This window comes from Nocardia sp. NPDC051929 (assembly GCF_044548645.1).
Taxonomy (GTDB): Bacteria; Actinomycetota; Actinomycetes; order Mycobacteriales; family Mycobacteriaceae; genus Nocardia; species Nocardia sichangensis.
The window spans coordinates 25,862-50,998 of the sequence record NZ_JBIUCG010000011.1 but is presented as its reverse complement, the minus strand read 5'-3'; the positions used below and the strand labels follow the sequence as shown (position 1 = coordinate 50,998).

Below are 25,137 nucleotides of genomic sequence, written 5' to 3'. Positions count from 1 at the left end.
TTCAAGCGCTGTCCGCCCGCCCGCGACAGGTGTTCAGTCGCCGTGCTCGGCATCCCAGTGTCGGCGCGCGTCGGCGATGCGGTCCTTGTGCTCGCGCGACCAATCGGCGAGTGCGCTGATGGCCGCGGCCAGGCTCTGGCCGGTCTCGGTGAGCCGGTATTCGACCTGCGGTGGGATCGTCGGGTACGCGATCCGCTCCACCATGCCGTCGCGGCACAGGCGTTTGGTGGTCAGTGTCAGCATCCGCTGTGAGATGCCCGGAATCGCCCGCTCCAACTCACGGAAACGCCGCACCCCTTTACTCAGTTCGACGATCACCAATACCGTCCACCGATCCCCCAATCGGTCGAGCACATCGCGGATGCCGCAGTCGTCATCGCCACAGGGCCCGTCGGGAATAGTGCCCGCGACCTGCGCGGTGACCGCAGTGTTCGTGACCGACATGAAAGTGCCTCCTTATGCCGCGCGCCGCGGCCGCCGATGCTGGGTCGAATCCAGCAACTACAACAACGGGAGTGTTGCGATGATCCTGGTAACCGGCATCTCCGGAGCCCTCGGCGGCCTCGTCCACCGCGGCCTGTCCACCCTCGACGACCTGACCGTAGCGGCGGGCAGCCGCTCCGGTGACGACATCACCACGCGTCGTATCGATTTCGACGACCCGGCGACGCTGTTCGCGGGACTGCGGGATGTCGATGTCCTGGTCCTGATTTCGGCCGGATACGCCGAAGACGATGTGGTGTTGGCCCGCCACGGTGCGGTGATCGACGCCGCCAGCGCGGCCGGTGTCCGGCACGTGATCTACACCGGTCTCGCGGGATCCGGCGATCTGATGACCATCGCCCTGCCGCACCGCTGGACCGAAAAACGTCTCGCCGCAGCACCTTTCGACGCGACCGTCCTGCGCAATGGCCTCTACGCGGAGGTGCCGGTCGGCCTCGCCGTCGCCGGTGCCGCCTCCACGGCCGAATCGGGTGTATTCGCGGCGGCATTCGGCACCGGCCGGATCTCGGTGGTGGCGCGCGAGGACCTGGCCGAGGTAGCCGTTCGGGTAGCCGCGGAATCCGAGCGTGATCTGGCTGAGGGGCGGCCCAGCAGACATGCGGGCAAGGTATACGAGCTCGAGGGTGTGACCGCGATCGGTGGCCCGGATATCGCCGAGATCCTGAGCGAATCCCTCAATCGCCCAGTGCGATACGTGCCGATATCGCTCGGCGAAACGCGGGATATGTTGCAGGGCAGTGGATTGGAGCCGTACCAGATCACGCATACCCTCTCGTTGTTCGCGAATCTCGGTGCCGGACTGCTCGAGGCATCTAGCACCGACCTCCTCGAGCTGCTGGCGGGCGCACCGCGCGACGTTCGGACGCTCATCACCGACGCGGTGCAGGCGGGCGGGTTTCAGTCGGCATCGGTGAACGCGTCGCGCTGAACAGCAGGCCGGGCGAGTCAAGAATGTCGAGCTCCTGTGCGATATCGCTGTAGCGCATTCCCGACAAGATCTGGGTCCACGGATCGATCCGCGTGCGCGACGGTCACGCCGCCACACTCACCGCATCCTCGCGCAACAGCGTGAACTACCAGCGTTTCCTCGAAATGCTCGAACCGGCCAACCCCACCGGTGATATCTATGTCATCACCGACAACCTCTCCAGCCACAACAGCAAATCCGCCCGCGAATGGCTCGAGGGTCACCCCCGGATCAAACATGCCTTCATCCTGGTCGGGGCATGCTGGCTCAAGCTGCAAGAGCCGAAACCCAGGACCCTACGCCGCCGTTTTATCTACCACCTTTGAGGAACGCAGCATTAGCAGGATCGGTTAGAGGCGGAACCCGTCTGCGTCGATCGGCAGTGGAATCGTCGGCATCGAGTCCTCCCCATGCGCAACGGCGAGCAAGGCGGGGAACGAGGCGAGTTTGCGCCTCGGCCGTCCCTGAACCGCGCCGAGGTCGCGCTCGGTCCGATCGATCGCCCTCCACTCGTGCACACCGACGGCGGTGGGCCGGCGCTGCCGGACCAGTGCGTCGAGGTCCTGCGGGGTTGTTGCCGGGGCGGGAAGCAATCCCGCGGAATGGTCGGCGAGGAGTGCGGCGACAGTGTCCAGTGCGCATTTCTTGTTGGCGCCGATGCCTCCGGACGGGCCCCGCTTGATCCATCCCGCCGTGTAAACGCCGGGGATGGGTTCGCCGGTGCCGGCGAGGACTCGGCCGAAGTCGTTGGGCAGCACACCGCGGTCATGGTCGAAGGGCAGGCCGGACAGCGCAGCGCCGCGGTAGCCCACCGCCCGGAGTACCAGGCCCGCCTCGATGGTCTCTTCGATTCCGGTCGGGACAGCGCGGACGCCGCCGCCGGGGCCGTGTTCGAGCCGATTGCGGGCCACCCGCACCCCGGTGACTCGTTGATCGCCTGAGATCTCCAGCGGAGAATACAAGTAGCGCAGGACAATACGGCGCGACGCGCTGCGGTGGCGTGTGGTGAGTTCCGCGGCAGCCTGCGCTTTGGCCAGCCCGATCGGGTCCGATCGAAGTGCGGCGAGCTGGTCGGGATCCAACCTGGCCTCGTCGGGCAAGGCGAGGACATCGGCGCCGTCGAGGTCGGTCAGGGCGAGCAGCTCGGGAGTGGTGTACGCGGCCTGCGCGGGGCCGCGCCGGCCGAGCACCACGACTTCCTCGATCGTGCCTGCGGCCAGGGCGGCCAGCGCGTGGTCGGCCATATCGGTGGCGGCGAGCTCCGCGGGATCGGCGACCAGGAGGCGGGCGATGTCGAGGGCGACGTTGCCGTTGCCGACGACGACCGCACGGCGACAGGAGAGATCGAACGTGCGGTCGATGAAGTCCGGGTGGCCGTTGTACCAGTTCACGAACTCGGTTGCCGACGCGCTGCCCGGCAGGTCCTCGCCGGGAATCCCCAGGCGGCGGTCACCGGAGGCCCCATAGGCATAGACGACGGCGTGGTGCGCTGCGGCCAGCTCGTCGTGGGTGATGTGGGTACCGACCTCGACGTTGAGGTGGAAGCGGAAGCGGCCATTGGCGGCGGCGCGCTCGAATACCTCGGTGACGGATTTGGTGGACGGGTGGTCGGGGGCCACGCCGCCTCGCACCAGACCCCACGGTGTGGGCAGCCGGTCGAACATCGTGACTGTCGCGCCCGGATGCTCGAGCAGCTCGAGTGCGGCATACGCGCCCGCGGGCCCGGAGCCCACCACCGCGACTCGAAGCTCCTCGATCTCGGCCCGCGCAGCGGGCGGCGAGGCGTCGGGGATGCCGGGCGGCAGCGGGTTTCGCTGGTAATAGGCCTCCGCCAGGTCCAAGAACCGGCCTGCGGCGGGCGCGGTGTCGCGGGTGATCGCCCCGACCGGGCACTCGGCGACGCAGGCGCCGCAATCGATGCAGCTGGCGGGGTCGATGTAGAGGGCTTCGGCGGAGGCGAAGCCCGGTTCGTCTGGGGTGGGATGGATGCAGCCGACCGGGCACACCGGCACACAGGAGGCGTCGTTGCAGCACGGCTGGGTGATGACGTGGGGCATGGCGTTCCTTGCTAGCGGGAGTCGGGGAGCGGTTCCACGGTGACCGGGATTCCGTTGAGGGCGGCGTTTCCGCTGACGGTGTCCAGGAACAGCGGGTCGGTGACATCGTTGGCGCTCGCGCCCGCGACGCGGGAGGCCACGGACAGCCGACTTTCCGCCGCCGCGTGCCCGTACCCGTGCGGCAGGCTGACCGTGCCCGCCATGATGTCGGTGGTCTGCCTGACGTCCACCCGCACGGCGCCGGTGCGCGAGCGCAGCACGGCGGGCCCGTCGGCCAGTCCGAGGCGGGCCGCGTCGGCAGGATGCATGAGCAGATGGTGCCGTTGCGGACCGGCGACGAGGCGGGCGTAGTTGTGCATCCAGGAATTGTTGGAGCGCAGGTGCCGTCGGCCGATCAACAGCAGCGACCCTGGGTCCGCCGGAGCCGTACCCAGGTCGGAGCGCAGGGTGTCGAGGGCGTCCGCGATCTCCGGTGGCACGAGGTGTAGTCGGCGGTCGGGAGTGCGCAGGCGATGCTCGACGCCCGGCCGCAGCGGGCCCAGGTCCAGCCCGGCCGGGTGAGCGAGCAGTCGCCGCACGCTCAGTTTGTAGCGACCTGTGCGCAGGAGCAGGTCCACCAGCCGGCGCGGTGGTGTCCGCAGCCGAATCTCGGTGGCCACGGCGGGCCTACTGAGGCGACGGCGCAATACCCGCATCCGGCCGCCTCCGAGGTGGCGTTGGTAGGCCGAGCCGAGGTCGCGGAAGATCTCCCAGTCGTGCCGCGCGCCGCGCGGCTTGGGCAGCACCGCGGGCGAGTATTTCGCGGTATTGCGGACGGCGAAGGACCGGAAAACCAAATCGTAGTGGTCTCGTTCCAGCGCGCTGGTCGGCGGCAGGATGACGTCGGCGTGGCGAGTGGTCTCGTTGAGGTAGAAGTCCACGGCCACCATGAAGTCGAGGCCGCCGAGCGCGGTGCCGAGTGCGGCTCCGGCAGGAGTGGACAGCACCGGGTTTCCCGCGATCGTCAACAGCGCCCGGACCTGCCCCTGGCCCGGCGTCGTGATCTCCTCGGCAAGGGCGGCGACCGGAAACTCCCCGGCGAAGGAAGGAAGCCCGCGCACACGGCTGCGGCGTCGGCCGAAATGGCCCGGGCTCAGCAGCCGTGTCATGTCGATGGCCGGGTCGGTGAACAGCGTCCCGCCCTCGCGCCCCAGGTTGCCGGTGATGATATTGAGCACCTGGATGGCCCACTGGCACACAGTGCCGTGCCGCTGGGTCGACACGCCGAACCTGCCGTAGCAGGCGGCGGGACCCGCGTCGGCGAAGGAGTGGGCGAGGCGGGTGATCGTGGCGGCGGGCACGCCGCTGAAACGGCCGGCGGCTTCCGGCGTGAACTCGGAGACCGCGTCTCGGAGCGCGTCCGCACCCGTGATGTAGTCGGGCAGGCGCGGTGCCCGGTCTCGCAAGACGACGTGCACCATGGCCAACAGCACCGCGGCGTCCGTGCCGGGCCGGATGAATACGTGCTCATCGGCGTCCGCGGCTGTCTCTGTGCGGCGCGGGTCGATGACGGTGACCCGCCCGCCGCGCTCGCGGATTTCCCGCAGCCGCCGCGCCATATCCGGCGCGGTCATCAGGCTTCCGTTCGACGCACGCGGGTTGGCACCGAACATGAGCAGGTGCTGTGTCCGGTCCAGATCCGGCTCCGGCAGCAGGAACTGGTGCCCGTACAGCAGTGCCGAAACGACCTGGTGCGGCAACTGGTCGACCGAGGATGCCGAGAAGTGGTTGTGGGTTCGCAGCAATGAGGCGAACGCGGACCCGTGGGTCATCGCGCCGAGGCTGTGGACCGAGGGGTTGCCCAGGTAGACCGCCACCGCATTCGCGCCGTGCCGCCGACGGGCCTGAGCGAGTCCGCGGGCCGCCGCGTTGATCGCCTCGGACCAGTCCACCTCCACCCATTCTCCGTCGATCTTGCGCAGCGGCCGCCGTAGCCGGTCCGGGTCGCTGTGCACGTCGGTCATCGCTACGGACTTGGGGCACACGTGGCCGCGGGATAGGGGGTCGTCGCGGTCGCCGCGCACACCGACGGCCCTCCCGCCCTCGATGGTGATCTCGATCCCGCAAATCGCCTCGCACAAGTTGCAAGCGGCCTTCGCGGTGCCGCCGCCCCCGGAGCCGCGTATCGCCCGCCCCGCCTCGGTCAACGCATCGACGGCTGCCCCGGTCGCACTCATGGTGTAGTCGCCTCCGCAAGAGATCCGCTGAAACATGAACATGACGTCATGTTATTTTTTTCGTGTCTACCATGGATGCCGTGCCCGACGCCAGCCCCCTCCGCCGCGAACCGGTCCAGCAGCGCAGCCGCGAGCGCGTCCAGCGGATCTTGGACGCCGCCGTGGAGATCATCACGGCCGAGGGAACCGACGCGGCGACGGTCCGTTCCGTGGCGGAACGTGCTGGTGTCCCGTCCGCGACGGTGTACCAGTTCTTCACCAACCGCGACGCCATCTTCGAGCAGCTGCTCGCCCGCGAACTCACGCGCCTCGATAGCGAACTGGAGGAGTCCCTCGCCACCGCCCGGCCACACCCGGACATCGCGGCCGCCGTCGAGGCGTTCATCGCCTTTCACGGCCGCCACTACATGTCGCACCCGGACTTCGTCGCGCTCTACTACGCCTCCCGGCACAACGAGGCTCTCCGCGACGACATCAGAGAACACCTCGGCAGGCTCACCGACCTGCTCCACCGCCACCTGCTTGCCACCGGCCTGCTCGCGCCCGGCACCAGCCGACGCGTCGTCGAGGTGGCCGTGGAGCTGGGTGACCACGTCTTCGAGCTGGCCCACCAGCGCGGCGACGAGAGTGACGCGCTGACCGACGAGGGTCGGATCGCCATCACTCGCTACTTGCAGGTCTATGCGGCCGCCCGCCGGCACGACGAGCCGATCGGGCTCGGTGAGCAGATGGTCCATGCCGAGCCGATGGCTTCGGCTGTTTCACCGAGCGCGCAGGCGTCGTCGTAGCGGCGCGCATGCAGCGTATGCGCGCCAGCACTATTCCCCCTGACCAGCGGCTGGAGTCGCGCGGCGCGTGGCCCACCGACCGGCGTTCGGTGGTGTGCCGGCCCCGGTAGAGCATGCGGTGCTCCGGCCGCGATGGCCCAGCTAGCGTTGCCCCCTCGAGATGGTTGCCGCAGGCTCCCGCCGTTGACGACCGCTGAGTCTATGGAGTCGAGCCGACGCGCGGCAGGTCCAACGGCGGTAGCGGGCGTCGGCAGATCTCGTGGGCTTCCTCGGAGGAGAGCCCGAACATGCGCAGCAGGTCCTCGGCCACCTGGTCGGCGGCCTCGGCGTCGTCGCGTTCGGGATGGTCGTGCAGCAGGCGTCCGAGGCCCAGGGCCGCGGCGGCGACGATGGTCATCGACAGTTCCGGGTCGCGGATGTCGAAGCGCCCGGCTTCGGCCGCGGCCTCGATGTCGCGGCGTGCGCGAGGCGCGAGCCCGCGGTCCGAGTTCGCCACGCCGAGCCCGTCATTGAGCAAGACCTTGCTGAGGGTGGGATGCAGGCGGTGCAGGCGGCCGGTGAGGCGGAAGCTCTGCGCGAAGACCTGAGCCGGATCCTCGACGTCTTCGCACAGCAGATCGAGCAGTGCTCCGTGCCGGTCGAGTGCCTCCTCGACGGCAGCATGGAACAGCTCCTCGCGGCTCTGGAAATGGTTGTAGAACGATCCCATGCCGACGTCGGCGGCCTGGGTGATCTCGAGGATCGGCACATTGATCTTGCCCTCGGCCAGCAGTGATTGCGCCGCGCCGACCAGCGCGGCGCGCGTGCGGGCCTTGCGGCGTTCCAGGCGATTGGGTGCCGACCCATTGTGCGTGGTCATCGATGCATCTCTCCTACTGGACAGGCTCACCATCATAGCCGCTCGATTCAATTTTGACGGAATCGTCAGATGGTATTGACTGACGCCGCTCTCGTGAGTGACGATATCGTCAGTTGTTGGAAGGGAGTGGTCGATGAGCGGCCATCACGATGTACACAGCGGTCTGCACAGCGAGCAGGGGGCGCACGCGGGTGAGCATCCGGGCCGGGCGCGCAATCCCGTGATCAAGGTGCTGGACTTGGCGTGGCTGGAGTTCGAGAAGCCCGACCTGGACGGGGCGGAGGCTTTCGCCCACGCCTTCGGGTTCGCGACCGCCATGCGGACGGCCGACGAGTTGCAGCTGCGCGGGACCGATCCGGGCGCGCCATGCGTGCTCATCCGGCGTGGTGTCCGCTCGCGCTTCGTCGGTCCGGCCTTTCGTGCCGCCGATTCCGCCGATCTGCTGCGACTGGCCGCCGCGACCGGTGCGCGAGCCATGCCATTGCCGGAGTCACTGGGCGGACTGACCGTCGACCTTTCCGATCCGAGCCGCCTGCGGGTGCGAGTGGTCGCCGAGACGCACGAACTCGAGGCTTTGCCGACGCAGCAGCCCCACATCTTCAACTTCGGGCACGAGGTGGCGCGGGTGAATGCCACGCAGCGACCGCTGCAGGCACCGGCACGCGTGCGTCGGCTCGGACACGTGGTGATCCAGTCGACGAGATACCGCGAGACCCTCGACTGGTATCTGCGGAATCTGGGCCTGATCGTCAGCGACTTCCTCTTTTACCCGGGCCAGCGGGAGCGTGGTCCGGTCATGAGTTTCATTCGCTGCGACCAGGGTTCGGTGCCGACCGACCATCACACGCTCGCGTTGACGCTCGGGCCGTCGAACCGCTATGTGCACTCCGCGTATCAGGTCGCCGACCTGGACGCACTCGCGGCGGGTGGAGAGTACCTGCGCGAACAGGGTTATCGCCGATCGTGGGGGATCGGCCGCCATATCCATGGCAGCCAGATCTTCGACTACTGGCGCGATCCCGACGGGTTCATGGTGGAGCACTTCAGTGACGGCGACATGTTCGATTGCACCCTCGAGCCGGGCTGGGCGCCGATGAGCGCTTCCGGTCTGGCGCAGTGGGGCCCGCCCGTGACCAAGGACTTCCTCGGCATCAAGCCTGGAGCCGAATCGCTGCGCGAACTGCGCTCGATCGTCGACGCGCTGCGTGAGGACAACGAATTCGATATCCGCCGCCTGCGCGGCCTGTTGAAAGTGGCCAACTCATGAGCACATCCATCCTCCGCACCGCCGACGCCTGGTGGGTGCAGACCCCCGCCGGTGCCGCCCGTATCGATACCACCGCGACGACCACGCGGGAACTGCTCGCCGACCGTGAGGCGATCGCCGCGGCTGCGTCCGGCGCGGAACCCGTGGCAGTGCAAAGCCTTTCGTTGATCTCCCCGGTGACCGCGCCGTGTCGGGTGGTTGCGCAGATGACGAACTTCGCCTCGCACGTGAAGGATTCGGGGATGGACCCCGAGACGGTGCCGCTGACGTTCTTCCGCAAGGCGTCCGGATCGATCAGTGGACCCCACGACGACGTCATCCGGCCCGCGCATGTGCAGCTGCTCGACTACGAGGTGGAGATCGGCCTCGTGTTCGGTCGCGAGATGCCGGTCGGCGCTGATGTCTCGGCGGAGAACCTCGCGGACTGCGTCGCGGGCCTGGTAGTTACCAACGACATCTCGGCGCGCGACGTGCAGCTGCCGAAAACGCAGTTCTACGAGGCGAAGTCGTATCCGACCTTCACCCCGGTCGGCCCGGCGCTGGTGCTGCTCGACGCCGATGAGCTGAAGCGGTTCGGAGATCTGCGGCTGCGGCTGTGGGTCAATGGCCAGCTGCGGCAGGACATGACGGTCGCGGACATGATCTACCGGCCGGTCGAGACGCTGCGCGCGCTGACCCGATTCCAGCGCATGGACGCCGGAGATCTGCTACTCACCGGAACCCCGATCGGCACCGCGCTCAGTGCCCCGCCCAAGCCGGTGGAGATCATCGGCTCGCTGCTGCCGCCGAAGGTCAAGTGGAAGATGTTCTTCCGAGGCCAGGCCAAGAACCCGAAGTACCTGAAGGACGGGGACGTGGTCGAGGCCGCGATCGGCACCGACGACGGCGCCCTCGACCTGGGCCGCCAGCGCACGGTCGTGAGGTACGCCCGATGACCGACAACACGACCCTCGAGACCTCGACCGAGGACTTGCTCTGGCCCCGGTACACGGGCCCGGAGGACCTGGCCGCCATCGAAGCGATACCGCTCGAGGCGCGCGGCCTGCCCGAATCGAGCTACGCCCTGCTCGTCCGCGCGGCGACGCGATGGCCGGAGCGCACCGCGATCACCGTGCTGCCGGATGCGGCGCGATGGCGAGAGCCGTTGCGGCGCACCTACTCCGAGCTGCTCGCCGACGTGCACAAGTACGCGAACCTGCTGCACGAGCTGGGTGTGCGCCGCACCGACGCGGTCGCACTGATCGCCCCCAACTGCGCACAGCTGATCCCGGCAACCCTCGCCGCACAGCTGGCGGGCATCGGCGCGCCGATCAATGGCGGCCTGTCGCACGAGCACGTCGCGGAGCTGCTGCGCCGCTCGGGCGCTCGGGTCTTGATCGCCGCCGGTCCGGAACTCGAGCCTGACACCTGGACCACCGCACGCGAACTCGCGGCGCGCGGTCTGTTGGATGCCCTGCTGGTGTTGCGTCCGACGGCAGCTCCGGAGCCGCCGCCGACCCTGCCAGGCATCGGCGGCATCCGGATCGGCTACCTCGATACCCTTGCTGCCGAGGAGGATTCGATCCGCTTTCACGGAGAGGCGCCGGCGGCATCGGATCTGGCGTCGCTGTTCCACACCGGCGGCACGACGGGCGTGCCGAAACTGGCGGCGCACCGACATTCCGGTGAGGTCTCCAATGCGTGGATGATCGCCGCCAACTCGCTGCTCGATGAGGAATCGGTGGTCTTCGCCGCGCTGCCGCTGTTCCACGTCAACGCGCTGGTCGTCACCCTGCTCGCGCCGCTGTTCCGCGGTCAGCCGGTGGTATGGGCCGGTCCGCTGGGATATCGGGACTTCACGCTCTACGCGGAGTTCTGGAATATCGTGGCGCACTTCCGGATTGCCGCGATGAGCGCCGTGCCGACGGTGTATGCGGTACTTGCCCAATGCCCGATCGACACCGACATCACCAGCTTGCGCTACGCGATGGTCGGCGCGTCCCCGCTGCCGCTCGCGGTCCGCGAAAACTTCCAGCTGCACACCGGGGTCACGCTGGTGGAGGGTTACGGCCTCACCGAGGCGACGTGCGCCACCGCACGCAGCTTCCCGGATGTTCCCCGGCCCGGCGCGGTCGGGCAGCGAATGCCCTATCAGCAGGTCGCGGTCGTCCGCACGGCTGAAGACGGGGTGGGGGAGACACTCCCCGACGGGGAGACCGGCGTCCTGGTCATCAGCGGCCCCACGGTCTTCGCCGGATACGTGACCGGCCGCGACGAACACGGTCACCGCCTCGATGGACTGGGCACCGTGGTCGACGGCTGGCTGAGCACCGGCGACATGGCCCATATCGACGAGGAGGGATTCATCCATCTGCACGGTCGCGCAAAGGATCTCATCATTCGCGGCGGCCACAACATCGATCCCGCGAGCATCGAGGACGCGCTGCTGAACCACCCGCAGGTGAGCGCGGCCGGAGCGGTGGGCCGCCCGGACGTACACGCCGGCGAGGTCCCGGTCGCCTACGTCGCGCTCACCGCGGGCGCCGAGGCCACCGAGGGCGAACTGGTGGCGTGGGCGGCCGAGCGGGTGCACGAGCGCGCCGCCGCCCCCAAGACGGTCACCATCCTCGACTCGCTGCCCGTCACCGATGTCGGAAAGCCGTACAAGCTGAGCCTGCGCGCCGATGCCACTCGCCGCGAACTGCTCGACGCGCTCGCCGAGACCACCGGTGTGGCGGGTATCTCCGCCGCGGTCGAGGACGGCGCGATCGTCGCCACCGTCGTACTGGACCCCGATGCCGACCCAGCCGCGGCCGAGGCGATCCTGGGCCACTATGCGATCGACGCGAGAATCGAGGTGCGGCAATGACAACCGTGGCGAAGGTGCTCGGGGGCGTGCTGGCGGCCGAATTCCTATACCTCGGGACGGCCAAGGTCGCCGCCGTCGCGGCGATGCGCGAGCGTGCGGCGCATCTCGGGTACTCCACCACCGCTTATCGCGGCATCGGCGCGGTCGAACTCCTCGCGGCCGGTGGGGTGCTGCTGGGACCGGTTCGCCCTGCGATCGGCCGGGCTGCCGTGGCCGGGCTGGTGCTGTTGATGACCGGTGCGGTCGCCAGCCATCTCCGAAACGGCGACGGCACGACCGAAATCGCGCCCGCGGCCGGTACGGCTGTGGTCGCCACGGCCTACGCGGCCACGTTGATCGGTGGATCCCGATGACTTCGCCGACAGTTCCGGTGGTGATCGTCGGAGCGGGCCCATCCGGGCTCACCGCGGCCACGCTGCTCGCCCAATATGGCATCGAATCGCTGGTCCTCGAGCGGTGGAAGGGCGTCTACCCGCAGCCGCGCGCGGTCCATCTCGACGGTGAGATCCGGCGGATCGTGGAACTTCTCGGCATCGGACGGGGGTTCGACGCGATCACCCGGCCCGCTCCGGGGTTGCGCCTGGTGGATCCGCGGCATCGGGTGCTGGCGCAATTCGACCGCGATCCGGCTGGGGGCCGCAACGGATTCCCCGAAGCCAACCTGTTCGACCAGCCGGAGCTGGAGGCGCTGTTGCGGGCCAATCTGGCATTGCATCCGGCCGTCTCGCTGCGCGGCGGTGTGGAAGTCACCGGGCTGACGGTCGAGAAGGACTGTATCCGGGTTGATTTCGAAGACCGCGCGACCGGCGCGTCCGAGTCGGTGCGCGCCCGCTACGTGCTGGGTTGCGACGGCGCGAACAGTCTGGTGCGCACCGCGATCGGCGCGCGCATGCAGGACTTGCGATTCGAGCAGCGCTGGCTGGTCGTCGACCTCGCGACCACGGTCGATCCTGGGCACTGGGGAGGCGTGCATCAGGTATGCGACCCGCATCGAGCCGCGACATACATGCGCATCGGCAAGACTCGCCACCGATGGGAATTCCGTTTGCGGCCCGGCGAATCCGCCGACGACTACCGCGATCTGGCTCGACTGTGGCCCCTGCTGGCCCCATGGCTGGCCGACGTCGACCGTGAGGGCTTGGAGCTGGTCCGGGTGGCGGAGTACACCTTCCGCGCGCAACTGGCCGACCGATGGCGTGCCGGACGCGTATTCCTGCTCGGCGATGCCGCCCACCTCACCCCGCCGTTCATCGGGCAGGGCATGGGCGCGGGCGTGCGCGATGCCGCCAACCTCAGCTGGAAGCTGGCCGGGGTGCTGCGCGGCGAGCTTCCGGAGCCGGTGCTCGCCACCTATGAGACCGAGCGGAAACCGCACGCGCACATGATGATCCGGCTGGCCAAACTCATGGGTTCGACCATGACCGAGGGCGGCGAACTGGGCAATCGACTGCGTGGCCTGCTCGCTCCGCGACTGCACCGGCTGCCCGGGCTGACGCGGACGATCATCAGCGGAGAGTCACCGCCGCTGCACCGCTCCGCGCTGGTGACCGCACCGCCGCTGCGCCGAGGTCTGGCCGGACGGCTGGTCCCGAACGAACGGATGGCCGACGGGCACCGGGTCGACGACCTCATCGCCGGGCGTTACGCCATCATCACGACATCGGCCCCATCACCGGTGCAGGCGGCGACCGTCGAACAGCGCGGCGGTGTGGTGTTGCGGGCCGTGCCGGGCACCGCGCTGCACCGCTGGCTGCGCGGCGGGCGCGCCGACGCCGTGCTCGTCCGCCCCGACGGCACCGTGCAGACCTGCGGGAGAACGCTGTCGGATCTGTACTCGTCACTGCCGAGTTTCGCGCCGAGTGCACGTCCGGCGCAGACCGGCTCGCCAACCCCGAAAGCCGCTGAACGCGTCGAACCCATCAGTCGCCCGCCCAGTTCCGGCGGCATTGTGCAGGCAGATGCGCTGACAGTGAGCGACTCCTAGCTAGGCGAGGGACCAGCCGAACGGGTCATCCCGACTGGTCGACCTCGACCGCCGAACTCGGCTCAGGATGCCTTGCGGTGCTCGTCGTTCTCGTGCTGAGCGATCACGGCCAGGAGTTCACGCACCCACGCCGGTCGCTGCTCGCTGGTTCCGGCCTCGGTCACGTCGCGTTCGATCAACGAACGCATATAGGCCGACTGCGACATGCCGAGGTTCGCGGCGCGGCGCTTGCACGCCTGAGCGAGGTCACGGGTCAGCTTCACCGATCGGGGGATGAGGACTGGTTCGGTGCCCGGGCCGGTCTCGATCGGCGGGGTGACCGGTTCATCGGTGAACTCGAGGCGCTCGGTCATCGCCGCCACTTCGGCCGGGCTCATGCTCGAGAACAGCTGCTCACGCGTGCGCGCATCCGCCGGTAGGGCGACCAGGCCGTCGGAGATCTGCCCGACCCCGAGGCGTTTGAGCTTGCGCCACAACGCGATCCGCGGCGTGGACGGCTCACGAGGCATGCGATACGACAGCATCACCCATTGCCCAGGCGTCGCCGCTGGCGAGTCGGGCACGAAATCCTCCGGTCCGGTGGTGGCATTTCACCGCACCTGCCCCCAGCGTAGTTTCGAAACCACGGTTACATCGAGTGGGAGGTGGGTGATGCCCCCGACGCGCACACTCGCGGCGCTGCTGGGCGCCGCAGCCGTAGCGGTGGGCGGATGCTCGACCTCCCCACCGGCGGGACCCCCGTATGCCGGTGAGCTGCCGCTGCGGCAAGTCGCGCAGGTGGCGCTGACCGGCGGGCCGGTGCGCTTCGACTACACCAGCCTCGATGCCAGGCGCGGGCGGCTGTTCCTCGCCCATATGGGTGCCAGTGAGGTCATCGAGGTCGATGTACGTGCCCACCAGGTGGTCCGCACCCTCCCCGATGTACCGAACGTGCACGGGGTGATCGTGGTCCCCGACACCCACCGGCTGTATGCCACCGCGACCGGCCGCAACCAGCTGGTCGCCTTCGACGCCGACACCGGCGCGGTGGTGTTCACCGCGCCGACCGGTGACTACCCCGACGGGCTCGCTTATGACCCGGTCCGTCATGCGGTGTGGACGACCAACGAGCACGCCGGCACCGAGACCGTCGTCGACGCGGACACCGGCGCGGTGCGCGCCACCGTCGGGTTGGGTGGTGAGGTCGGCAACGTCGTCTACGACCCGGTCACCGACCGCATGGTCGTGGCGGTCCAGGGGCGCGACGATTTGGCGGTGATCGATCCCGCGACTTTCGTGGTGACCGACCGGATCCCGACGCCGGGCTGCGACCATCCGCACGGCCAAGCCCTCGACGCCGCCGATCGAGTGATGTTCGTCGGCTGCGAGGCCAACTCCAGCATGGTCACCGTGGACCTGGCCGCCCGCACCGTCACCGGACAAGACCGTGTCGGTGAGACTCCCGACGTGCTGGTCTACGACCCGGGCGCGCACCGGGTCTACCTCGCGGCCGAAAGCGGCTGGGTCAGCGTGTTCGACCGCCGCGACGGCCGCACCCTCGCCGTCGGCTCCGCGCACCTGGCCGACGGGGCCCACTCGCTGGCGCTGGACCCCGCCACCCACCACACCTACTTCCCGGTCCCCCGGGGCGCCGACGGTGCGCCGGTGCTGTGGGAGTTCGAACCCACCCACTGAACCGTCGGGCACAACATCTTTCGACGACATGGACATGCCATGGCAGTTTCGACACGTCGACCCCCATTACGCGCGGCCACAATGGCCGCGTTGCTGGCGCTCACCGCGGCGGCAGGATGCTCGAGCGCCGACACCTCGCCCACACCCGCGACCACTTCCGCCGCGTCCGGGCGCCAACCGGTGGCGACCACCGAAGCGGACTGGAAACCGGTCACCGACACTTTCGGGCGCACCGGCAAGTTCGGTGACAACAACACCGCCTACCGCATCCCGCCGGTGCGCACCGATCTGCAGGTCACCACCGCGGGCGTATTGTCGTTTTTCAGCGTCCCGCACGGGTGCGACCTCCACATCCCTGGGGAGAGCTGGTGGGTGGCGGCACAATACGTCGCGTGAACGCAACGCACCCTGGTCCTCACCAGAGCCGATCACCCGCCCAGTCGCCCGAACCTCGGGGGGTCGGTGTCCCGGAGCAGGCGGGAGAGAACCGCTTGGCCCTGGCTGCGGTGACCGACGCCTTCGTCGCGCTGGTCGTGGGTTTCGCATTGTCGCAACGTGCCTTTCATGCTTTCGACGGTGTCGTGGAGTTCCTGGGCGCGTTCATTCCGTGTGTGCTCGCGTTGTCATTCGCCAACCACGTCCTCGGCACACTGCTGCTGCGGGGGAGTGTCGCGAAGCTGCTGTTCGGAATGCGGGTCCTCCGATGGAAGGACGGCCGACGCCCCCGGTTGTGGCAGACGGTCGCACGATGGCTGTTCGGATTCGTGGTGATAGGACTGCAATACCTGCTCGAAGGCGCGAGCGTGGGCCAAGCCTTCGGATTGCGCACAGTGCGTCGACGCGACCAGCGCCACCCGGTCGGCCAGTCGGCAGCGAATCGTTGACCGCATGCACCACGGCAGTCTCGGTGACCGCAGCTCGCATGATGAGTTCGGCCGTACGCCGGATATTTCGGCGGCATCAGGCGGCTCATGCTGTCGACCCGACAATTGGTACCGCTGTGCCCGCTGCACTGTGGCTGCGATGTGAAGTGTGCGCACCTGTCGTGTCCAGCCTGATCGGCGAAGGCCATGGCATGGCGAAGTCGGTCCGGACCGAATCGGTCAGGCGTGTGGTGGTTCGCCAGTGACGATGTGGTCGGCGAGGTTGAGTCCTTCGCGGACCAGTCGGGTGAGGTGGCCGTCGCGGACGCGGTAGATGATGCGGCGGCCTTCTCTTCGGGTGTCGACCAGGCCGGTGAAGCGGAGTTTGGCGAGGTGTTGGCTGACCGCGGTGCGGGAGGCGCCGACTGCTTCGGTGAGGGCGGTGACGTCGGCTTCGCCGTCGGCGAGGATCCACAGGATGTGCAGCCGGGTGGGGTCGGACAGCATGCGGAAGGCGCCGGTCGCGGCGTCCAGACGCGGTTGGTCGGGGCTGATCGGGTGCAGGAGGCTGGGCACGGGAGGGTCAGCGGCCGGATTCGGAGGCCCTGCCATCGTTCACCGCCTTCCTGCTGGCACCGCCTCCGGTTCGGTCGGCGTGGTCGCGGGCCAGACGCGGGCGGCTGTGGTTGCTGCAAGTGTAGCGATGGTGGCCAGGGTCAGTGCGGCGGTGAGCTGGCCCGCTCCGGCGCCGACCCATCCCGCGATGGGGTAGGTGAGCAGGAAGCAGGCATGGGAAAGCGAGAACTGGGCGGTGAAGACCGCTGTGCGGTTCTCCGGTGTCGATTCCGCGCGCAGCAGACGCGCGGACGGTGTGTTGATCATCGAGGTGCACGCGCCGAGCGCTGTCCATGCCAGGGCCAGCAGAAACCAGCCACGCTCGGCGGAGGGCTGAATCGCGGCGATCGCGGCGGCGGCGAGCAGCCCCACCGGCAGCGCAGCGCTGCCGGTGAGCATGACTCGGCGGTCGCTGAAGCGTGAGAGCAGCCGCGGCATGGTGAGCGCGATGAGCATCGAGCCGCCGCCGTAGCAGGCCAGGGCGAGGGCGACACCGGCGGCGGAGCCGTGCAGCAGGTCCTGGACGTAGATCACGGTGTTCACCACAACCAGCGCGGTCGCGGCGGCGACGGCGAGGTTCATGGCCAGCAGGCCGCGTAGCACCGGTCGCTCGACCATGACCTGAGCGCCGCGGGTGATCCGCTCGATCAGCGGCACGGTTCGGCCACCGGGCACCAGGCGCGGCAACGGGGTCCTCACCACCAGCGCGGCGGAGGCGGCGAACCCGGCGGCGGTGCCGACGAACAGCAGGTTGTAGTCGATCAGCGTCAGCAATGCGGCGGCCAGCACCGGGCTCAGCAGTGATTCCAGGTCGTAGGCCAGCCGTGACAGCGACAATCCGTGGGTGTAGTCGTCCTCGTCGACCAGCACCGCCGGGATCACTGCCTGGAAGGCGGGGGTGAATGTCGCCGAGGCGGCTTGCAGCACGAAGATCAGCAGATAGATCTGCCACACCTCGGTGACGAAAGGCAGTGTCACGGCGATCACCGCCCGGATCGCGTCCGCGGACACCAGCAGCACCCGGCGTGGCACGCGGTCGGCAACCGCCGCGATCACCGGCGCGACGAAGACGTAGGCGACCATCTTGATCGCCAGCGCGGTACCCAGCACCGCCCCGGCGTCGCTACCGGCCAAATCGTAGGCCAGCAGCCCGAGCGCCACCGTCAGCAAACCGGTCCCGACCAGCGCCACCACCTGCGCGGTGAACAACCGCCGGAACCGGCGCCGCCGCAATACCTCGATCACGCTGACCTTCCCGAACTCGCTCGACTAAGGGCGACCTTACGCCAATAGGTGCGCAGATGCGAACCTATTGGCGAGTAGGGTACCGCGGACGGTCACACGCCTTCGGCTGGTCGCGGCGGATGGGATGGCGCGGTTCATCCCCGAGCCGTTGACGCGGCTATCTCGAGGAGAGGCGGTGCAGCCATCGGCGCCCGACGGCGGCGAGCAGCAGATGCGCGACCAGTATCAGGCCCACGGCGGCGGCTCCGAGCCCGGCCATGCTGCCCAGCCCCACATGCACGGCCAGGCCGATGACGATCAACACAACAGCGAGGACCCGCAGCACGCCCGTCGAGTGCCTCATCGAGTGGCTCCCGGCTTCAGGGCTGTGATGTAGCGGATCCAGGGATGCAGGTCGCCTGAGCCGATTTGCTCGAAACCCGCTTCAGCGACCATCGGCTCGAGCAAATGGATGGGATTGTGCTGCATCGAAGGACCGGTCAATGCACCGACCAGATGGCGGCCCAGAGGGTTGGCCGGTGGCCGGAACTCGCCGATCAACAGGCGGCCCCCAGGACGCAGCACCCGCCACATCTCCTCCAGCGCTGTCGCGCGCACATCCTCCGGCAGGTGATGCAGCATCAAACAGTTGGTCACCACATCGAACGAACTGTCCTCGCCGGGAAGCGATTCGGCGACGCCGACGGAGTAGGTGCAATTCCGTTCGGTGGTGATCTTGCGGGCGCGCTCGAGCACCGCCGCCGACGCATCGACACCGACCACCGTCCCCGCATCGGCTACCGCGGCCAAGCGGCGCGTCAAATATCCGGTCCCACAACCGATATCGAGCACGCGGTCACTCGGGCGGGCGCCGCTCAACTCGGCGAGGCGGCGATAAATCCGGTCGCGTCGTCCGCCGAAGAACACCGCGCCGAACACGTCGTAGGTACCGCCGTGGTCGATGGTGAGTCCCGCGGTGTCCGGGTTCGGGGTGTGATGCATCAAATGTCCGAGGCCCATGGCCCCTCCTTAACTTAGTGACGACTAAGATGGTGAATAACTTAGTCGTAACTAAGTTGTTGGGCAAGGGCGGATACGATGACTGCATGGCACGCGCATCCTCCGATCCCGCCGAACAGCGGCGCACTCGATTACGCGCCGCGGACCGGCGCGCGTCGATCATCGGCGCCGCCACTGTGATGTTCGCCGAGTCGGGGTTCCAGCGCGCCACCATGGCGCAGATCGCGGCTCGTGTCGGTGTCACCGAGCCGGTGCTGTTCCAGAATTTCGGCTCCAAAGCCGCGCTCTACGCCGCTGTCGTGGCACACGCCTCCAGGCATATGTGCGCCATGATGCGCACCGTCGCCTCCGAAACCGACTCCGTCGCCACGTTGCTGGCCCACCTGCTCAGCCCCGGCCACATCGATGAACTCCACGCACCCGGCTCGCTCGGAGTGATCTTCGCCGACGCCATGACCATGACGGCCGAGCCCGCTGTCGAGCAGGCGGTCCGCCACCACATGGGCGAACTCGCCGACGTCCTGGCCGAGATGATCACGCGGGGCCGGCGAACCGGGGAACTGCGCGCGGACCTCGACCCGCAAGCGGCCGCATGGGCGGTGCTGTCCTTCCTAGCGGGACACCGCTTCCGTGCCGCCGTCATGCCCGACCGGCAACGACTCGAAACCCACATCGCCCACATGACATTGCGCGCACTACTCGACGACGGCGCCAGCAAAGTCTGATATCGGCCTCCCTGGCGCTTCCGATCCGGCGCGAGGGGTTGCGGTCGCGGATGGCCACCAAGTCCTGCGGCACCGCCGGGTTGGGCGGTGTTTTGCACCGTAGCGGGCTTGCCAGTCGTGGCTCCTGATTCGCCGGGAGTCATCGGCGAGGACGGGCCGCCCGGCCGGCTGCCACAGTCCCCGGAGTTGGAGGCGGGTGTAGTGCTCCGGCCTTCGTCGCGGGGTTGCCAGCAGCCGTGGTGACCACGTCGCCCGGTGTGTCCGGGGCGGTGTTCCTGCTGCGGTAACCTGGATTCCGGAGAATCGGCGGACAGGCAGTCAGGAGACTGTCATGTCCATGCCTGGTTCATCGCTTCCCTCGCGCGTGCCGCCAAGCTGGTCTTGTTTCTTTCCGACCGAGCCAGTTTCGAGTACGACCATGGAGTCGCAGGGTGCAGTCCACCGAATCGCAAGGATTAGTGGGACAATCGAGACGCATCCGGGCGTAGCTGGCATTGCTTTCAGCGGAGTGCGCTGCAAGTTCGGGTTTCGTCCACATCGCTGGCTTGCTTCCGTAATGACTGCAGGACAGACTCTTTCGCCCTCGGTCCACTGCCATCGGCTTTCGATGCGCGCCCGTACGCTGCTTCGGCTAGTCCGCACATCCTCTCTGCGGACATGCGCTGAGTCTTCCGAGGCGACTGCGCGTTCTGCCATCTTCAGTCCAGCACTGGGCGTTGAAAGCGTGGCGTCCCAGCATGTCTGCTGAGACCCAACAATCGCAGGGTTAACAGAGAAGGCGATGAGCCTGGCATCATCGAAGTGGTTTGCCCCGACAGCCCACCCGCGCTGACCAACGACGCGGCCAGGGCACTGCTTGCGCTTCGGCTTCGACATTTCCGCGAACACTCCGGCGAGAGGGACGACGATGCCGACCGAACCCAACGAATGGGCCGTCCTCGACGAACTGCTGGGACTGGTACTCGTATGGCCGACATTTCGGCCGCTGGCCCCAACGACGGACAAGGAGCGCCCGGACATCACAGCTAGCCGACGAACCCGGGGCACAGGTTGGTGGTGGCGGCGCTGACGAAGAGCACGCCCTGGTGGAACTGGTATGTGGTCTCGACCGCGGAGATCTCGTCGAGTACCGAGGTGCCGCCGCGCAGGTGATCGCAGGTTGCGTACCCGGCGGCGACCATCTCGTCGGCCTTCTTGCCGGGCAGGGTGGCGTTGTTGAGGCTGATCTCCTCGAGGAAGGAACCCTCGGCACTCGGGTCGGCGGTGGCGATGGTGTCGCCCAGCACGGTTGCGCCGAGCGCGGCGGCGGTGAGGGCGGTCGCGACGGCGAAGGTGCGGAAGCGGTTGCGGGTGATCCCCATGATGTGGTTCCTGTTCGAGAGGTGTTGTGCCTGTGGGATTTAATGATTCCGTCCCGGCGCGCCCGGAAGTAGCCACCCCAGGGATGAGTCGGCCACCCCCTGCGGCGCGCTGGACGCACGGGAAAGGCCCGGTGCGCGGACGGGGGCGCGCTACCTTGTCATCGATGACGGCTGTTCTCATTCCGGCTCGTCCAAGGGCGGGCTGGCCTCGCCGAGCATGTCCCGCGGGGGTCTCCGGACATGCCGGGAGGATTCAATGTGCTCCAGTGACGACATCGGTTGGGTGTCGCACTGTTCAAGCGTCGTCTGCGGTGTGGAGCACCCAAACTCGCTGAAGGCCGGGCGGCTCCGAGCAGCCTGGTCCCGGGGAGGATCTGCATTTTGGCGTGCGGGACCTTACTACGACAGCGGGGGAGTAAGGACTGCGCGAGTTGTATATGTCAAGTCTGCCGGTGGGTGCGAGGGGACGCTAGCCGAGGGCTGCAAGCCAATCCCGTCGACCCGTACGGAGGCCGGTCGAGTCGCTGAACAACGTGTTTCACTGACGCCCGTACCTGCGATGAAACTCGTCAACACTGCTCCGGCCCCGTGTCGTAGCCCGTACTGGTGGTCAGTTCAGTGCGTGAGCGAACCAGCCGCCGGGTGCGAGATCGGGGCGTGGGGAGGACGGTGGGTTCCACGTCGAGGTGGGTTGTTCCGGCCACAAGACCTGTGCCCGTTCGGCGGCGCTGCGGAAGGGTTCTGCGTCGAGTTCGACGCGGTGCTCATCGATTCCAGCGGTCGGCCAGGCGACGATTATCGACAGGCGTCCCGGTGGCGGGACGGGTGTCAGGTAGTAGGTGTAGCTGCTGAAGTCGGGGCTGCCACCGCCACCACCTGACATCAACACCGCGGTTGTGCTGTTGTCATTCGAGGGGGAGTCGTCGATGTTTGTCGCGGTGCGGCCGTCGGCGAACTCGACACCGAGTAGATACTGGTCGCTACCGCCTCCGTGGAGTCCTGCGAAGGCCGCGGTAGCCGACACAGCGCCGGGCTGGCGAACGTGCAGCCGGAGGAATAGTTCGATTCCCTGGGTGTAGGCGCGGGCACCGCTGAGCGCGATCACGATGTCGTCGGTGCGCGCGAGCACAGCGTCGAGGGCCACGATCGCGGGAAGCTCGTTCGACGGCCTGGTACGCCTCCGCAAGTCGGACGCCAGTTGGTCAGCGGGGGAGAGCTTTTCGTCCAATGGTGGCTCCTTTTCTTGTCGCCCGTTTCGGTGCAGGCGCGTATGAGGGGACGGTAGCGTTCCCCTCCGACAGCCAGGCGGCGATAGCTCCACCATTCGGGACTTTCTGGCATACAGGGCGGGGCAGAACTGTCCGGCGTTCATCCGCCGGAGTGGTGGTGCGCGGAGACCAGCGACTACACGTGGTGGTTGCTCTGGAACCAGGCGGCCCCATGGTCCCCGCCGGAACACCACCCTCATCCGAGCTTCGGAATCCACTCGATAGTGTGAGGTTCTGGCCCATCTGGCCGCTGCGCTCAGGTGCTCTGGCCTGGCTGTGCGGTGACGCGCCCGCAACGGCAGCCGTCAATTGCTCCCGCACCACCGTGTCTACGCAGGTGTCCATTTGCAGTGTTCAAATGACTCTAGGCCGTGGGGTTTTCGGCTAGCGTTGTGTGGTTCATCAGCGTTGCTTGCGGGGAGCACCGGCGACAACCAGACACCCACCCCACCGGCGCCGGCCTCGCAGCCGCCGCGTGATCCGGCAGAACGCGCGCCGGGGTCGGGCTGGCCACCCTGTCGAGAAGGCCGTCACCGCCGCGGAATAGTGACTTCAGGCGTTGGAAGTCGCGTCGTCTCAGCGCGTCAACGCCGAGTTGGTGCCATGGGCGGCGCCTATCTTGGTCTCTCGGCTGAGTGTCAGCTCGCGATGTGGCCTTGGATGCCGTCGAGGAGAAACTCTAGGCCGGTGCGGAAAGTTTGGTCGGCGTCCAGGTGGGCGGCGTCGCGTATGACCGTGGCCAGCGCGGGGAATCGGCCGGTGGCAAAGGTTCGCTCCAGATAGGGCCCGGAGATGGCCTGCCACTGCTTCTCGTTCATCCCGGTGGCCCGCTCGGCGCGCCGCTCGGCGATCTCCCGGCGCACCGCACCGACCGCATAGGCATTGACCGCCGCGACCACCGGCATCACGATGTCCACGTTGACGCCGCTCATCGCGGCCACCACAGCTTCTCCTCTGGCCAGCGCGTGCGGCCCGAGCTGGGGCCGTCCACCGATCAGGTCGGCGAACCATTCGTGCTGGTGCGCGGCCTGCCGGGTGGTTTCGGCCAGAGACCGCAGCACCGCTCGCCAACCGTCTCCGACCGGCCGCATCTCGGCATAGACCGCATCGACCATGAGATCGAGCAGTTCCTCTTTGGTGGCGATGTAGCCGTACAGCCGCATCGGCCCGACCTCCAGATCGGCGGCAACTTTGCGTAGCGATACCGCCGCCAGCCCGCCCGCGTCGGCCAGCCGGATCGCAGCTCGTACAATACATCGCATACTTCGATACAGTGTATTTCGTAATTCACTGTATCGAAGGGCTGAACTATGAAGCAGGCTGTATCCACGGATGTTTTGATCGCGGGCGGCGGATCCGTCGGGCTGATGCTCGCGGTGCTGTTGCGCCACCACGGCGTCGAGCCCCTGGTCGTCGAGGAGAAGCCGGACCTTTCGCCCCACCCCAGGGCCACCGGCATCGGGTCGCGGTCGATGGAGATCTTGCGCGAGGTCGGCCTGGATCACGCCGTCAACGAGGCTGCGGTCGACTTGCGGGCGGGCAAGATCAGAGGGCGCACGCTCGCCGAGGCCGACTTCGCCGAAGGCGTGGAGTGGAAGGCGAAGACCGCAGCCGAACTCACCTACACCCCGGCCCGGATCCGCGGCACGTGCGGTCAGAACCTTCTCGACCGCGTGCTGATCGCCAAGGCCGGCGACGTGGAGTTCGGCGTGGCGCTCGACTCCTTCGAGCAGGACTCCGGCGGCGTCACCGCGACATTGTCCGACGGGCGTGTCGTGCGGGCGCGCTATCTAGTGGGGGCCGACGGGGTGCGCAGCCGGGTCCGGCAGGTCCTCGGTGTCGGCCTCACCGGTCCCGGTGTGATGGGTCGGGAGACGACGAGTGTCCTGTTCCGCGCTGATCTGCGTCCGAGCGAGCCGTTCGCCATGTGCAATATCGAGCATCCGGACGCGACCGGCCTGCTGGTGACCGTCGACGGCGCACGCGAGTGGGTGTTCCTCACCGGCCTCGACACCGAGCCGACTCCCGAACTCATCCGCACCGCGCTCGGCGACCCGTCCATCGAAGTGGAGATCCGGAGTGTGCTTCGGTTCCGGGGACGCGGCCAGGTCGCCGATCGCCTGTCCGTCGGCCGGGTCTTCCTGGTGGGCGACGCGGCGCACGCGATCCCCCCACTGGGCGCGTTCGGGTTGAACACCGGCATCGCCGACGCCCACAACCTGGCGTGGAAACTCGCACACGTGCTGCGCGGTGAGGCCGGGCCCGAACTGCTGGAGACCTATCACGCCGAACGCCATCCGGTGGCCCTCATGACGATGGAACAGGCACGCCTGCGGTTCAACGATCCGTCCCTGCACTGGGGCAAGGACATGGCACAGGCGCGCAAGAAAGCAGGGGCGATCAACGCGCCGGTGGTGCACCTGGGCTACCGGTACGGCGGCGCGGAACTCCCCTCCACCGAGGACGTAGCCCTCGACCTCGACGGGTCCCCAGGATCTCGCCTGCCGCACATGTGGGTGGCCGACGGGGTGTCCACGCTGGATCTCGTCGGATCGCAGTGGTGTGTACTCACGGCCGATCCCGGCGTGGAGGCCGACATTCCAGTGCACCTCGTTGATAGCTGGCCATACGGGACGGTGCTGGTCCGCCCCGACGGTTTCGTGAGCAGCTCGTACAGCTAGCGCCGCCTTCGGGCAGGTGGTCGGTATATCGCGGAGGCCCTTCTTCTCCTACGCGGTGTTCAACACGCGGCCATCCCATCCCGACCGAAGTACGAACGACGTCGCTGGGCCTGGTGTTCCGTTGGCCGATCGGTCAGCGGAACACCGCAGCCGCTGCACTCCGGCCCTGGTCACGGTGTGCCGTAGAGGTTGTTCCGCGAACTGTTCCGATGAACC

25 protein-coding genes are annotated in these 25,137 nt (G+C 68.0%); 13 read left to right on the top strand and 12 right to left on the bottom strand.

Annotated features, from left to right (window positions below):
- Positions 1 to 33: 33 nt before the first annotated feature.
- Complete coding sequence (locus ACIHAX_RS16010; RefSeq protein ID WP_364425548.1) at positions 34 to 444, bottom strand: helix-turn-helix domain-containing protein; 411 nt, start codon at positions 442 to 444, stop codon at positions 34 to 36.
- 79 nt (positions 445 to 523) lie between these two features.
- Between ACIHAX_RS16010 and ACIHAX_RS16005 the strand changes: the two genes are divergently transcribed.
- Together ACIHAX_RS16005 and ACIHAX_RS16000 are read left to right on the top strand one after the other, a co-directional pair.
- On the top strand, positions 524 to 1,432 hold the full coding sequence (locus ACIHAX_RS16005) for an NmrA family NAD(P)-binding protein (RefSeq protein ID WP_364425550.1): 909 nt from the start codon (positions 524 to 526) through the stop codon (positions 1,430 to 1,432).
- Positions 1,433 to 1,524: 92 nt separating this feature from the next.
- Positions 1,525 to 1,797 carry a hypothetical protein gene (locus ACIHAX_RS16000; protein ID WP_364425552.1) on the top strand — a complete coding sequence of 91 codons (273 nt, stop codon included), beginning with the start codon at positions 1,525 to 1,527 and terminating at the stop codon, positions 1,795 to 1,797.
- Between the two features lie 24 nt (positions 1,798 to 1,821).
- On the opposite strand, the gene ACIHAX_RS15995 is transcribed toward ACIHAX_RS16000, so the two are convergent.
- Both ACIHAX_RS15995 and ACIHAX_RS15990 read right to left on the bottom strand, forming a co-directional pair.
- Positions 1,822 to 3,528: an FAD-dependent oxidoreductase gene (locus ACIHAX_RS15995; RefSeq protein ID WP_397278167.1), complete on the bottom strand. Its 1,707-nt coding sequence runs from the start codon at positions 3,526 to 3,528 to the stop codon at positions 1,822 to 1,824.
- An 11-nt stretch (positions 3,529 to 3,539) separates the two neighbouring features.
- Entirely contained in the window at positions 3,540 to 5,786 is a 2,247-nt protein-coding gene (locus ACIHAX_RS15990) for a molybdopterin-dependent oxidoreductase (protein WP_397278165.1), read from the bottom strand.
- A gap of 38 nt (positions 5,787 to 5,824) precedes the next feature.
- Here ACIHAX_RS15990 and ACIHAX_RS15985 point away from each other — a divergent pair, with 38 nt between their 5' ends.
- Positions 5,825 to 6,532: a TetR/AcrR family transcriptional regulator gene (locus ACIHAX_RS15985; RefSeq protein WP_397278162.1), complete on the top strand. Its 708-nt coding sequence runs from the start codon at positions 5,825 to 5,827 to the stop codon at positions 6,530 to 6,532.
- A gap of 199 nt (positions 6,533 to 6,731) precedes the next feature.
- On the opposite strand, the gene ACIHAX_RS15980 is transcribed toward ACIHAX_RS15985, so the two are convergent.
- Complete coding sequence (locus ACIHAX_RS15980; protein ID WP_364425560.1) at positions 6,732 to 7,391, bottom strand: TetR/AcrR family transcriptional regulator; 660 nt, start codon at positions 7,389 to 7,391, stop codon at positions 6,732 to 6,734.
- 133 nt (positions 7,392 to 7,524) lie between these two features.
- Here ACIHAX_RS15980 and ACIHAX_RS15975 point away from each other — a divergent pair, with 133 nt between their 5' ends.
- The 5 genes from ACIHAX_RS15975 to ACIHAX_RS15955 are packed head-to-tail and all read left to right on the top strand — an operon-like array spanning position 7,525 to position 13,490.
- Complete coding sequence (locus tag ACIHAX_RS15975; protein ID WP_397278160.1) at positions 7,525 to 8,658, top strand: VOC family protein; 1,134 nt, start codon at positions 7,525 to 7,527, stop codon at positions 8,656 to 8,658.
- Entirely contained in the window at positions 8,655 to 9,593 is a 939-nt protein-coding gene (locus ACIHAX_RS15970; RefSeq protein ID WP_397278158.1) for a fumarylacetoacetate hydrolase family protein, read from the top strand. The genes ACIHAX_RS15975 and ACIHAX_RS15970 overlap by 4 nt, the downstream gene beginning before the upstream one ends.
- Positions 9,590 to 11,506 (top strand): acyl-CoA synthetase, encoded by a 1,917-nt coding sequence (locus tag ACIHAX_RS15965; protein ID WP_397278156.1) that lies wholly within the window; start codon positions 9,590 to 9,592, stop codon positions 11,504 to 11,506. The genes ACIHAX_RS15970 and ACIHAX_RS15965 overlap by 4 nt, the downstream gene beginning before the upstream one ends.
- Positions 11,503 to 11,859 carry a DoxX family protein gene (locus tag ACIHAX_RS15960; RefSeq protein WP_397278154.1) on the top strand — a complete coding sequence of 119 codons (357 nt, stop codon included), beginning with the start codon at positions 11,503 to 11,505 and terminating at the stop codon, positions 11,857 to 11,859. Before ACIHAX_RS15965 ends, ACIHAX_RS15960 begins: the two co-directional genes overlap by 4 nt.
- Positions 11,856 to 13,490 carry a bifunctional 3-(3-hydroxy-phenyl)propionate/3-hydroxycinnamic acid hydroxylase gene (locus ACIHAX_RS15955; protein ID WP_397278152.1) on the top strand — a complete coding sequence of 545 codons (1,635 nt, stop codon included), beginning with the start codon at positions 11,856 to 11,858 and terminating at the stop codon, positions 13,488 to 13,490. Before ACIHAX_RS15960 ends, ACIHAX_RS15955 begins: the two co-directional genes overlap by 4 nt.
- Positions 13,491 to 13,552: 62 nt before the next feature.
- Here ACIHAX_RS15955 and ACIHAX_RS15950 read toward each other — a convergent pair whose 3' ends face one another.
- Positions 13,553 to 14,053 carry a hypothetical protein gene (locus ACIHAX_RS15950; protein ID WP_397278150.1) on the bottom strand — a complete coding sequence of 167 codons (501 nt, stop codon included), beginning with the start codon at positions 14,051 to 14,053 and terminating at the stop codon, positions 13,553 to 13,555.
- A gap of 88 nt (positions 14,054 to 14,141) precedes the next feature.
- Here ACIHAX_RS15950 and ACIHAX_RS15945 point away from each other — a divergent pair, with 88 nt between their 5' ends.
- From ACIHAX_RS15945 to ACIHAX_RS15935, 3 genes are all read left to right on the top strand, one after another.
- A complete protein-coding gene (locus ACIHAX_RS15945) occupies positions 14,142 to 15,164 on the top strand; it encodes a YncE family protein (RefSeq protein ID WP_397278148.1) in 1,023 nt (340 codons plus the stop codon).
- 81 nt (positions 15,165 to 15,245) lie between these two features.
- Positions 15,246 to 15,560 carry a hypothetical protein gene (locus ACIHAX_RS15940; protein WP_397278146.1) on the top strand — a complete coding sequence of 105 codons (315 nt, stop codon included), beginning with the start codon at positions 15,246 to 15,248 and terminating at the stop codon, positions 15,558 to 15,560.
- Positions 15,561 to 15,655: 95 nt separating this feature from the next.
- Positions 15,656 to 16,048 (top strand): RDD family protein, encoded by a 393-nt coding sequence (locus tag ACIHAX_RS15935; protein WP_397278144.1) that lies wholly within the window; start codon positions 15,656 to 15,658, stop codon positions 16,046 to 16,048.
- Positions 16,049 to 16,267: 219 nt separating this feature from the next.
- On the opposite strand, the gene ACIHAX_RS15930 is transcribed toward ACIHAX_RS15935, so the two are convergent.
- The 4 genes from ACIHAX_RS15930 to ACIHAX_RS15915 all read right to left on the bottom strand — a co-directional run bounded on the left by ACIHAX_RS15930 (position 16,268) and on the right by ACIHAX_RS15915 (position 18,886).
- Positions 16,268 to 16,639 carry a metalloregulator ArsR/SmtB family transcription factor gene (locus tag ACIHAX_RS15930; RefSeq protein WP_355079489.1) on the bottom strand — a complete coding sequence of 124 codons (372 nt, stop codon included), beginning with the start codon at positions 16,637 to 16,639 and terminating at the stop codon, positions 16,268 to 16,270.
- A gap of 3 nt (positions 16,640 to 16,642) precedes the next feature.
- Positions 16,643 to 17,887, bottom strand: coding sequence for an MFS transporter (locus tag ACIHAX_RS15925; protein ID WP_397278142.1), 1,245 nt, complete (start codon positions 17,885 to 17,887; stop codon positions 16,643 to 16,645).
- Between the two features lie 157 nt (positions 17,888 to 18,044).
- Entirely contained in the window at positions 18,045 to 18,230 is a 186-nt protein-coding gene (locus ACIHAX_RS15920; RefSeq protein WP_364425583.1) for a hypothetical protein, read from the bottom strand.
- Positions 18,227 to 18,886 (bottom strand): methyltransferase domain-containing protein, encoded by a 660-nt coding sequence (locus ACIHAX_RS15915; RefSeq protein WP_364425585.1) that lies wholly within the window; start codon positions 18,884 to 18,886, stop codon positions 18,227 to 18,229. The genes ACIHAX_RS15920 and ACIHAX_RS15915 overlap by 4 nt, the downstream gene beginning before the upstream one ends.
- Before the next feature lie 86 nt (positions 18,887 to 18,972).
- Here ACIHAX_RS15915 and ACIHAX_RS15910 point away from each other — a divergent pair, with 86 nt between their 5' ends.
- Positions 18,973 to 19,611: a TetR/AcrR family transcriptional regulator gene (locus ACIHAX_RS15910; protein WP_397278139.1), complete on the top strand. Its 639-nt coding sequence runs from the start codon at positions 18,973 to 18,975 to the stop codon at positions 19,609 to 19,611.
- A gap of 1,025 nt (positions 19,612 to 20,636) precedes the next feature.
- Here the strand turns inward: ACIHAX_RS15910 and ACIHAX_RS15905 are convergent.
- The 3 genes from ACIHAX_RS15905 to ACIHAX_RS15895 all read right to left on the bottom strand — a co-directional run bounded on the left by ACIHAX_RS15905 (position 20,637) and on the right by ACIHAX_RS15895 (position 23,502).
- Positions 20,637 to 20,972, bottom strand: a complete 336-nt coding sequence (locus tag ACIHAX_RS15905) for a DUF732 domain-containing protein (RefSeq protein ID WP_397278137.1) — start codon at positions 20,970 to 20,972, stop codon at positions 20,637 to 20,639.
- Positions 20,973 to 21,582: 610 nt separating this feature from the next.
- Positions 21,583 to 22,200 (bottom strand): hypothetical protein, encoded by a 618-nt coding sequence (locus ACIHAX_RS15900; protein ID WP_397278135.1) that lies wholly within the window; start codon positions 22,198 to 22,200, stop codon positions 21,583 to 21,585.
- 678 nt (positions 22,201 to 22,878) lie between these two features.
- Positions 22,879 to 23,502, bottom strand: a complete 624-nt coding sequence (locus ACIHAX_RS15895; RefSeq protein WP_397278133.1) for a TetR/AcrR family transcriptional regulator — start codon at positions 23,500 to 23,502, stop codon at positions 22,879 to 22,881.
- Between the two features lie 48 nt (positions 23,503 to 23,550).
- Here ACIHAX_RS15895 and ACIHAX_RS15890 point away from each other — a divergent pair, with 48 nt between their 5' ends.
- The gene (locus tag ACIHAX_RS15890; RefSeq protein WP_364425595.1) at positions 23,551 to 24,921 is read left to right on the top strand and encodes an FAD-dependent monooxygenase; all 1,371 of its coding nucleotides are present in this window, start codon (positions 23,551 to 23,553) and stop codon (positions 24,919 to 24,921) included.
- The last annotated feature ends 216 nt before the right edge of the window (positions 24,922 to 25,137 follow it).

What these genes read in the sequence shown, in the direction of transcription:
- ACIHAX_RS16010 (WP_364425548.1), bottom strand. Translation starts at nt 444, where the DNA reads ATGTCGGTCACGAACACTGCGGTCACCGCGCAGGTCGCGGGCACTATT.
- ACIHAX_RS16005 (WP_364425550.1), top strand. Translation starts at nt 524, where the DNA reads ATGATCCTGGTAACCGGCATCTCCGGAGCCCTCGGCGGCCTCGTCCAC.
- ACIHAX_RS15995 (WP_397278167.1), bottom strand. Translation starts at nt 3,528, where the DNA reads ATGCCCCACGTCATCACCCAGCCGTGCTGCAACGACGCCTCCTGTGTG.
- ACIHAX_RS15990 (WP_397278165.1), bottom strand. Translation starts at nt 5,786, where the DNA reads ATGTTCATGTTTCAGCGGATCTCTTGCGGAGGCGACTACACCATGAGT.
- ACIHAX_RS15980 (WP_364425560.1), bottom strand. Translation starts at nt 7,391, where the DNA reads ATGACCACGCACAATGGGTCGGCACCCAATCGCCTGGAACGCCGCAAG.
- ACIHAX_RS15975 (WP_397278160.1), top strand. Translation starts at nt 7,525, where the DNA reads ATGAGCGGCCATCACGATGTACACAGCGGTCTGCACAGCGAGCAGGGG.
- ACIHAX_RS15970 (WP_397278158.1), top strand. Translation starts at nt 8,655, where the DNA reads ATGAGCACATCCATCCTCCGCACCGCCGACGCCTGGTGGGTGCAGACC.
- ACIHAX_RS15965 (WP_397278156.1), top strand. Translation starts at nt 9,590, where the DNA reads ATGACCGACAACACGACCCTCGAGACCTCGACCGAGGACTTGCTCTGG.
- ACIHAX_RS15960 (WP_397278154.1), top strand. Translation starts at nt 11,503, where the DNA reads ATGACAACCGTGGCGAAGGTGCTCGGGGGCGTGCTGGCGGCCGAATTC.
- ACIHAX_RS15955 (WP_397278152.1), top strand. Translation starts at nt 11,856, where the DNA reads ATGACTTCGCCGACAGTTCCGGTGGTGATCGTCGGAGCGGGCCCATCC.
- ACIHAX_RS15945 (WP_397278148.1), top strand. Translation starts at nt 14,142, where the DNA reads ATGCCCCCGACGCGCACACTCGCGGCGCTGCTGGGCGCCGCAGCCGTA.
- ACIHAX_RS15940 (WP_397278146.1), top strand. Translation starts at nt 15,246, where the DNA reads ATGGCCGCGTTGCTGGCGCTCACCGCGGCGGCAGGATGCTCGAGCGCC.
- ACIHAX_RS15930 (WP_355079489.1), bottom strand. Translation starts at nt 16,639, where the DNA reads ATGGCAGGGCCTCCGAATCCGGCCGCTGACCCTCCCGTGCCCAGCCTC.
- ACIHAX_RS15920 (WP_364425583.1), bottom strand. Translation starts at nt 18,230, where the DNA reads ATGAGGCACTCGACGGGCGTGCTGCGGGTCCTCGCTGTTGTGTTGATC.
- ACIHAX_RS15915 (WP_364425585.1), bottom strand. Translation starts at nt 18,886, where the DNA reads ATGGGCCTCGGACATTTGATGCATCACACCCCGAACCCGGACACCGCG.
- ACIHAX_RS15910 (WP_397278139.1), top strand. Translation starts at nt 18,973, where the DNA reads ATGGCACGCGCATCCTCCGATCCCGCCGAACAGCGGCGCACTCGATTA.
- ACIHAX_RS15905 (WP_397278137.1), bottom strand. Translation starts at nt 20,972, where the DNA reads ATGGGGATCACCCGCAACCGCTTCCGCACCTTCGCCGTCGCGACCGCC.
- ACIHAX_RS15895 (WP_397278133.1), bottom strand. Translation starts at nt 23,502, where the DNA reads ATGCGATGTATTGTACGAGCTGCGATCCGGCTGGCCGACGCGGGCGGG.
- ACIHAX_RS15890 (WP_364425595.1), top strand. Translation starts at nt 23,551, where the DNA reads ATGAAGCAGGCTGTATCCACGGATGTTTTGATCGCGGGCGGCGGATCC.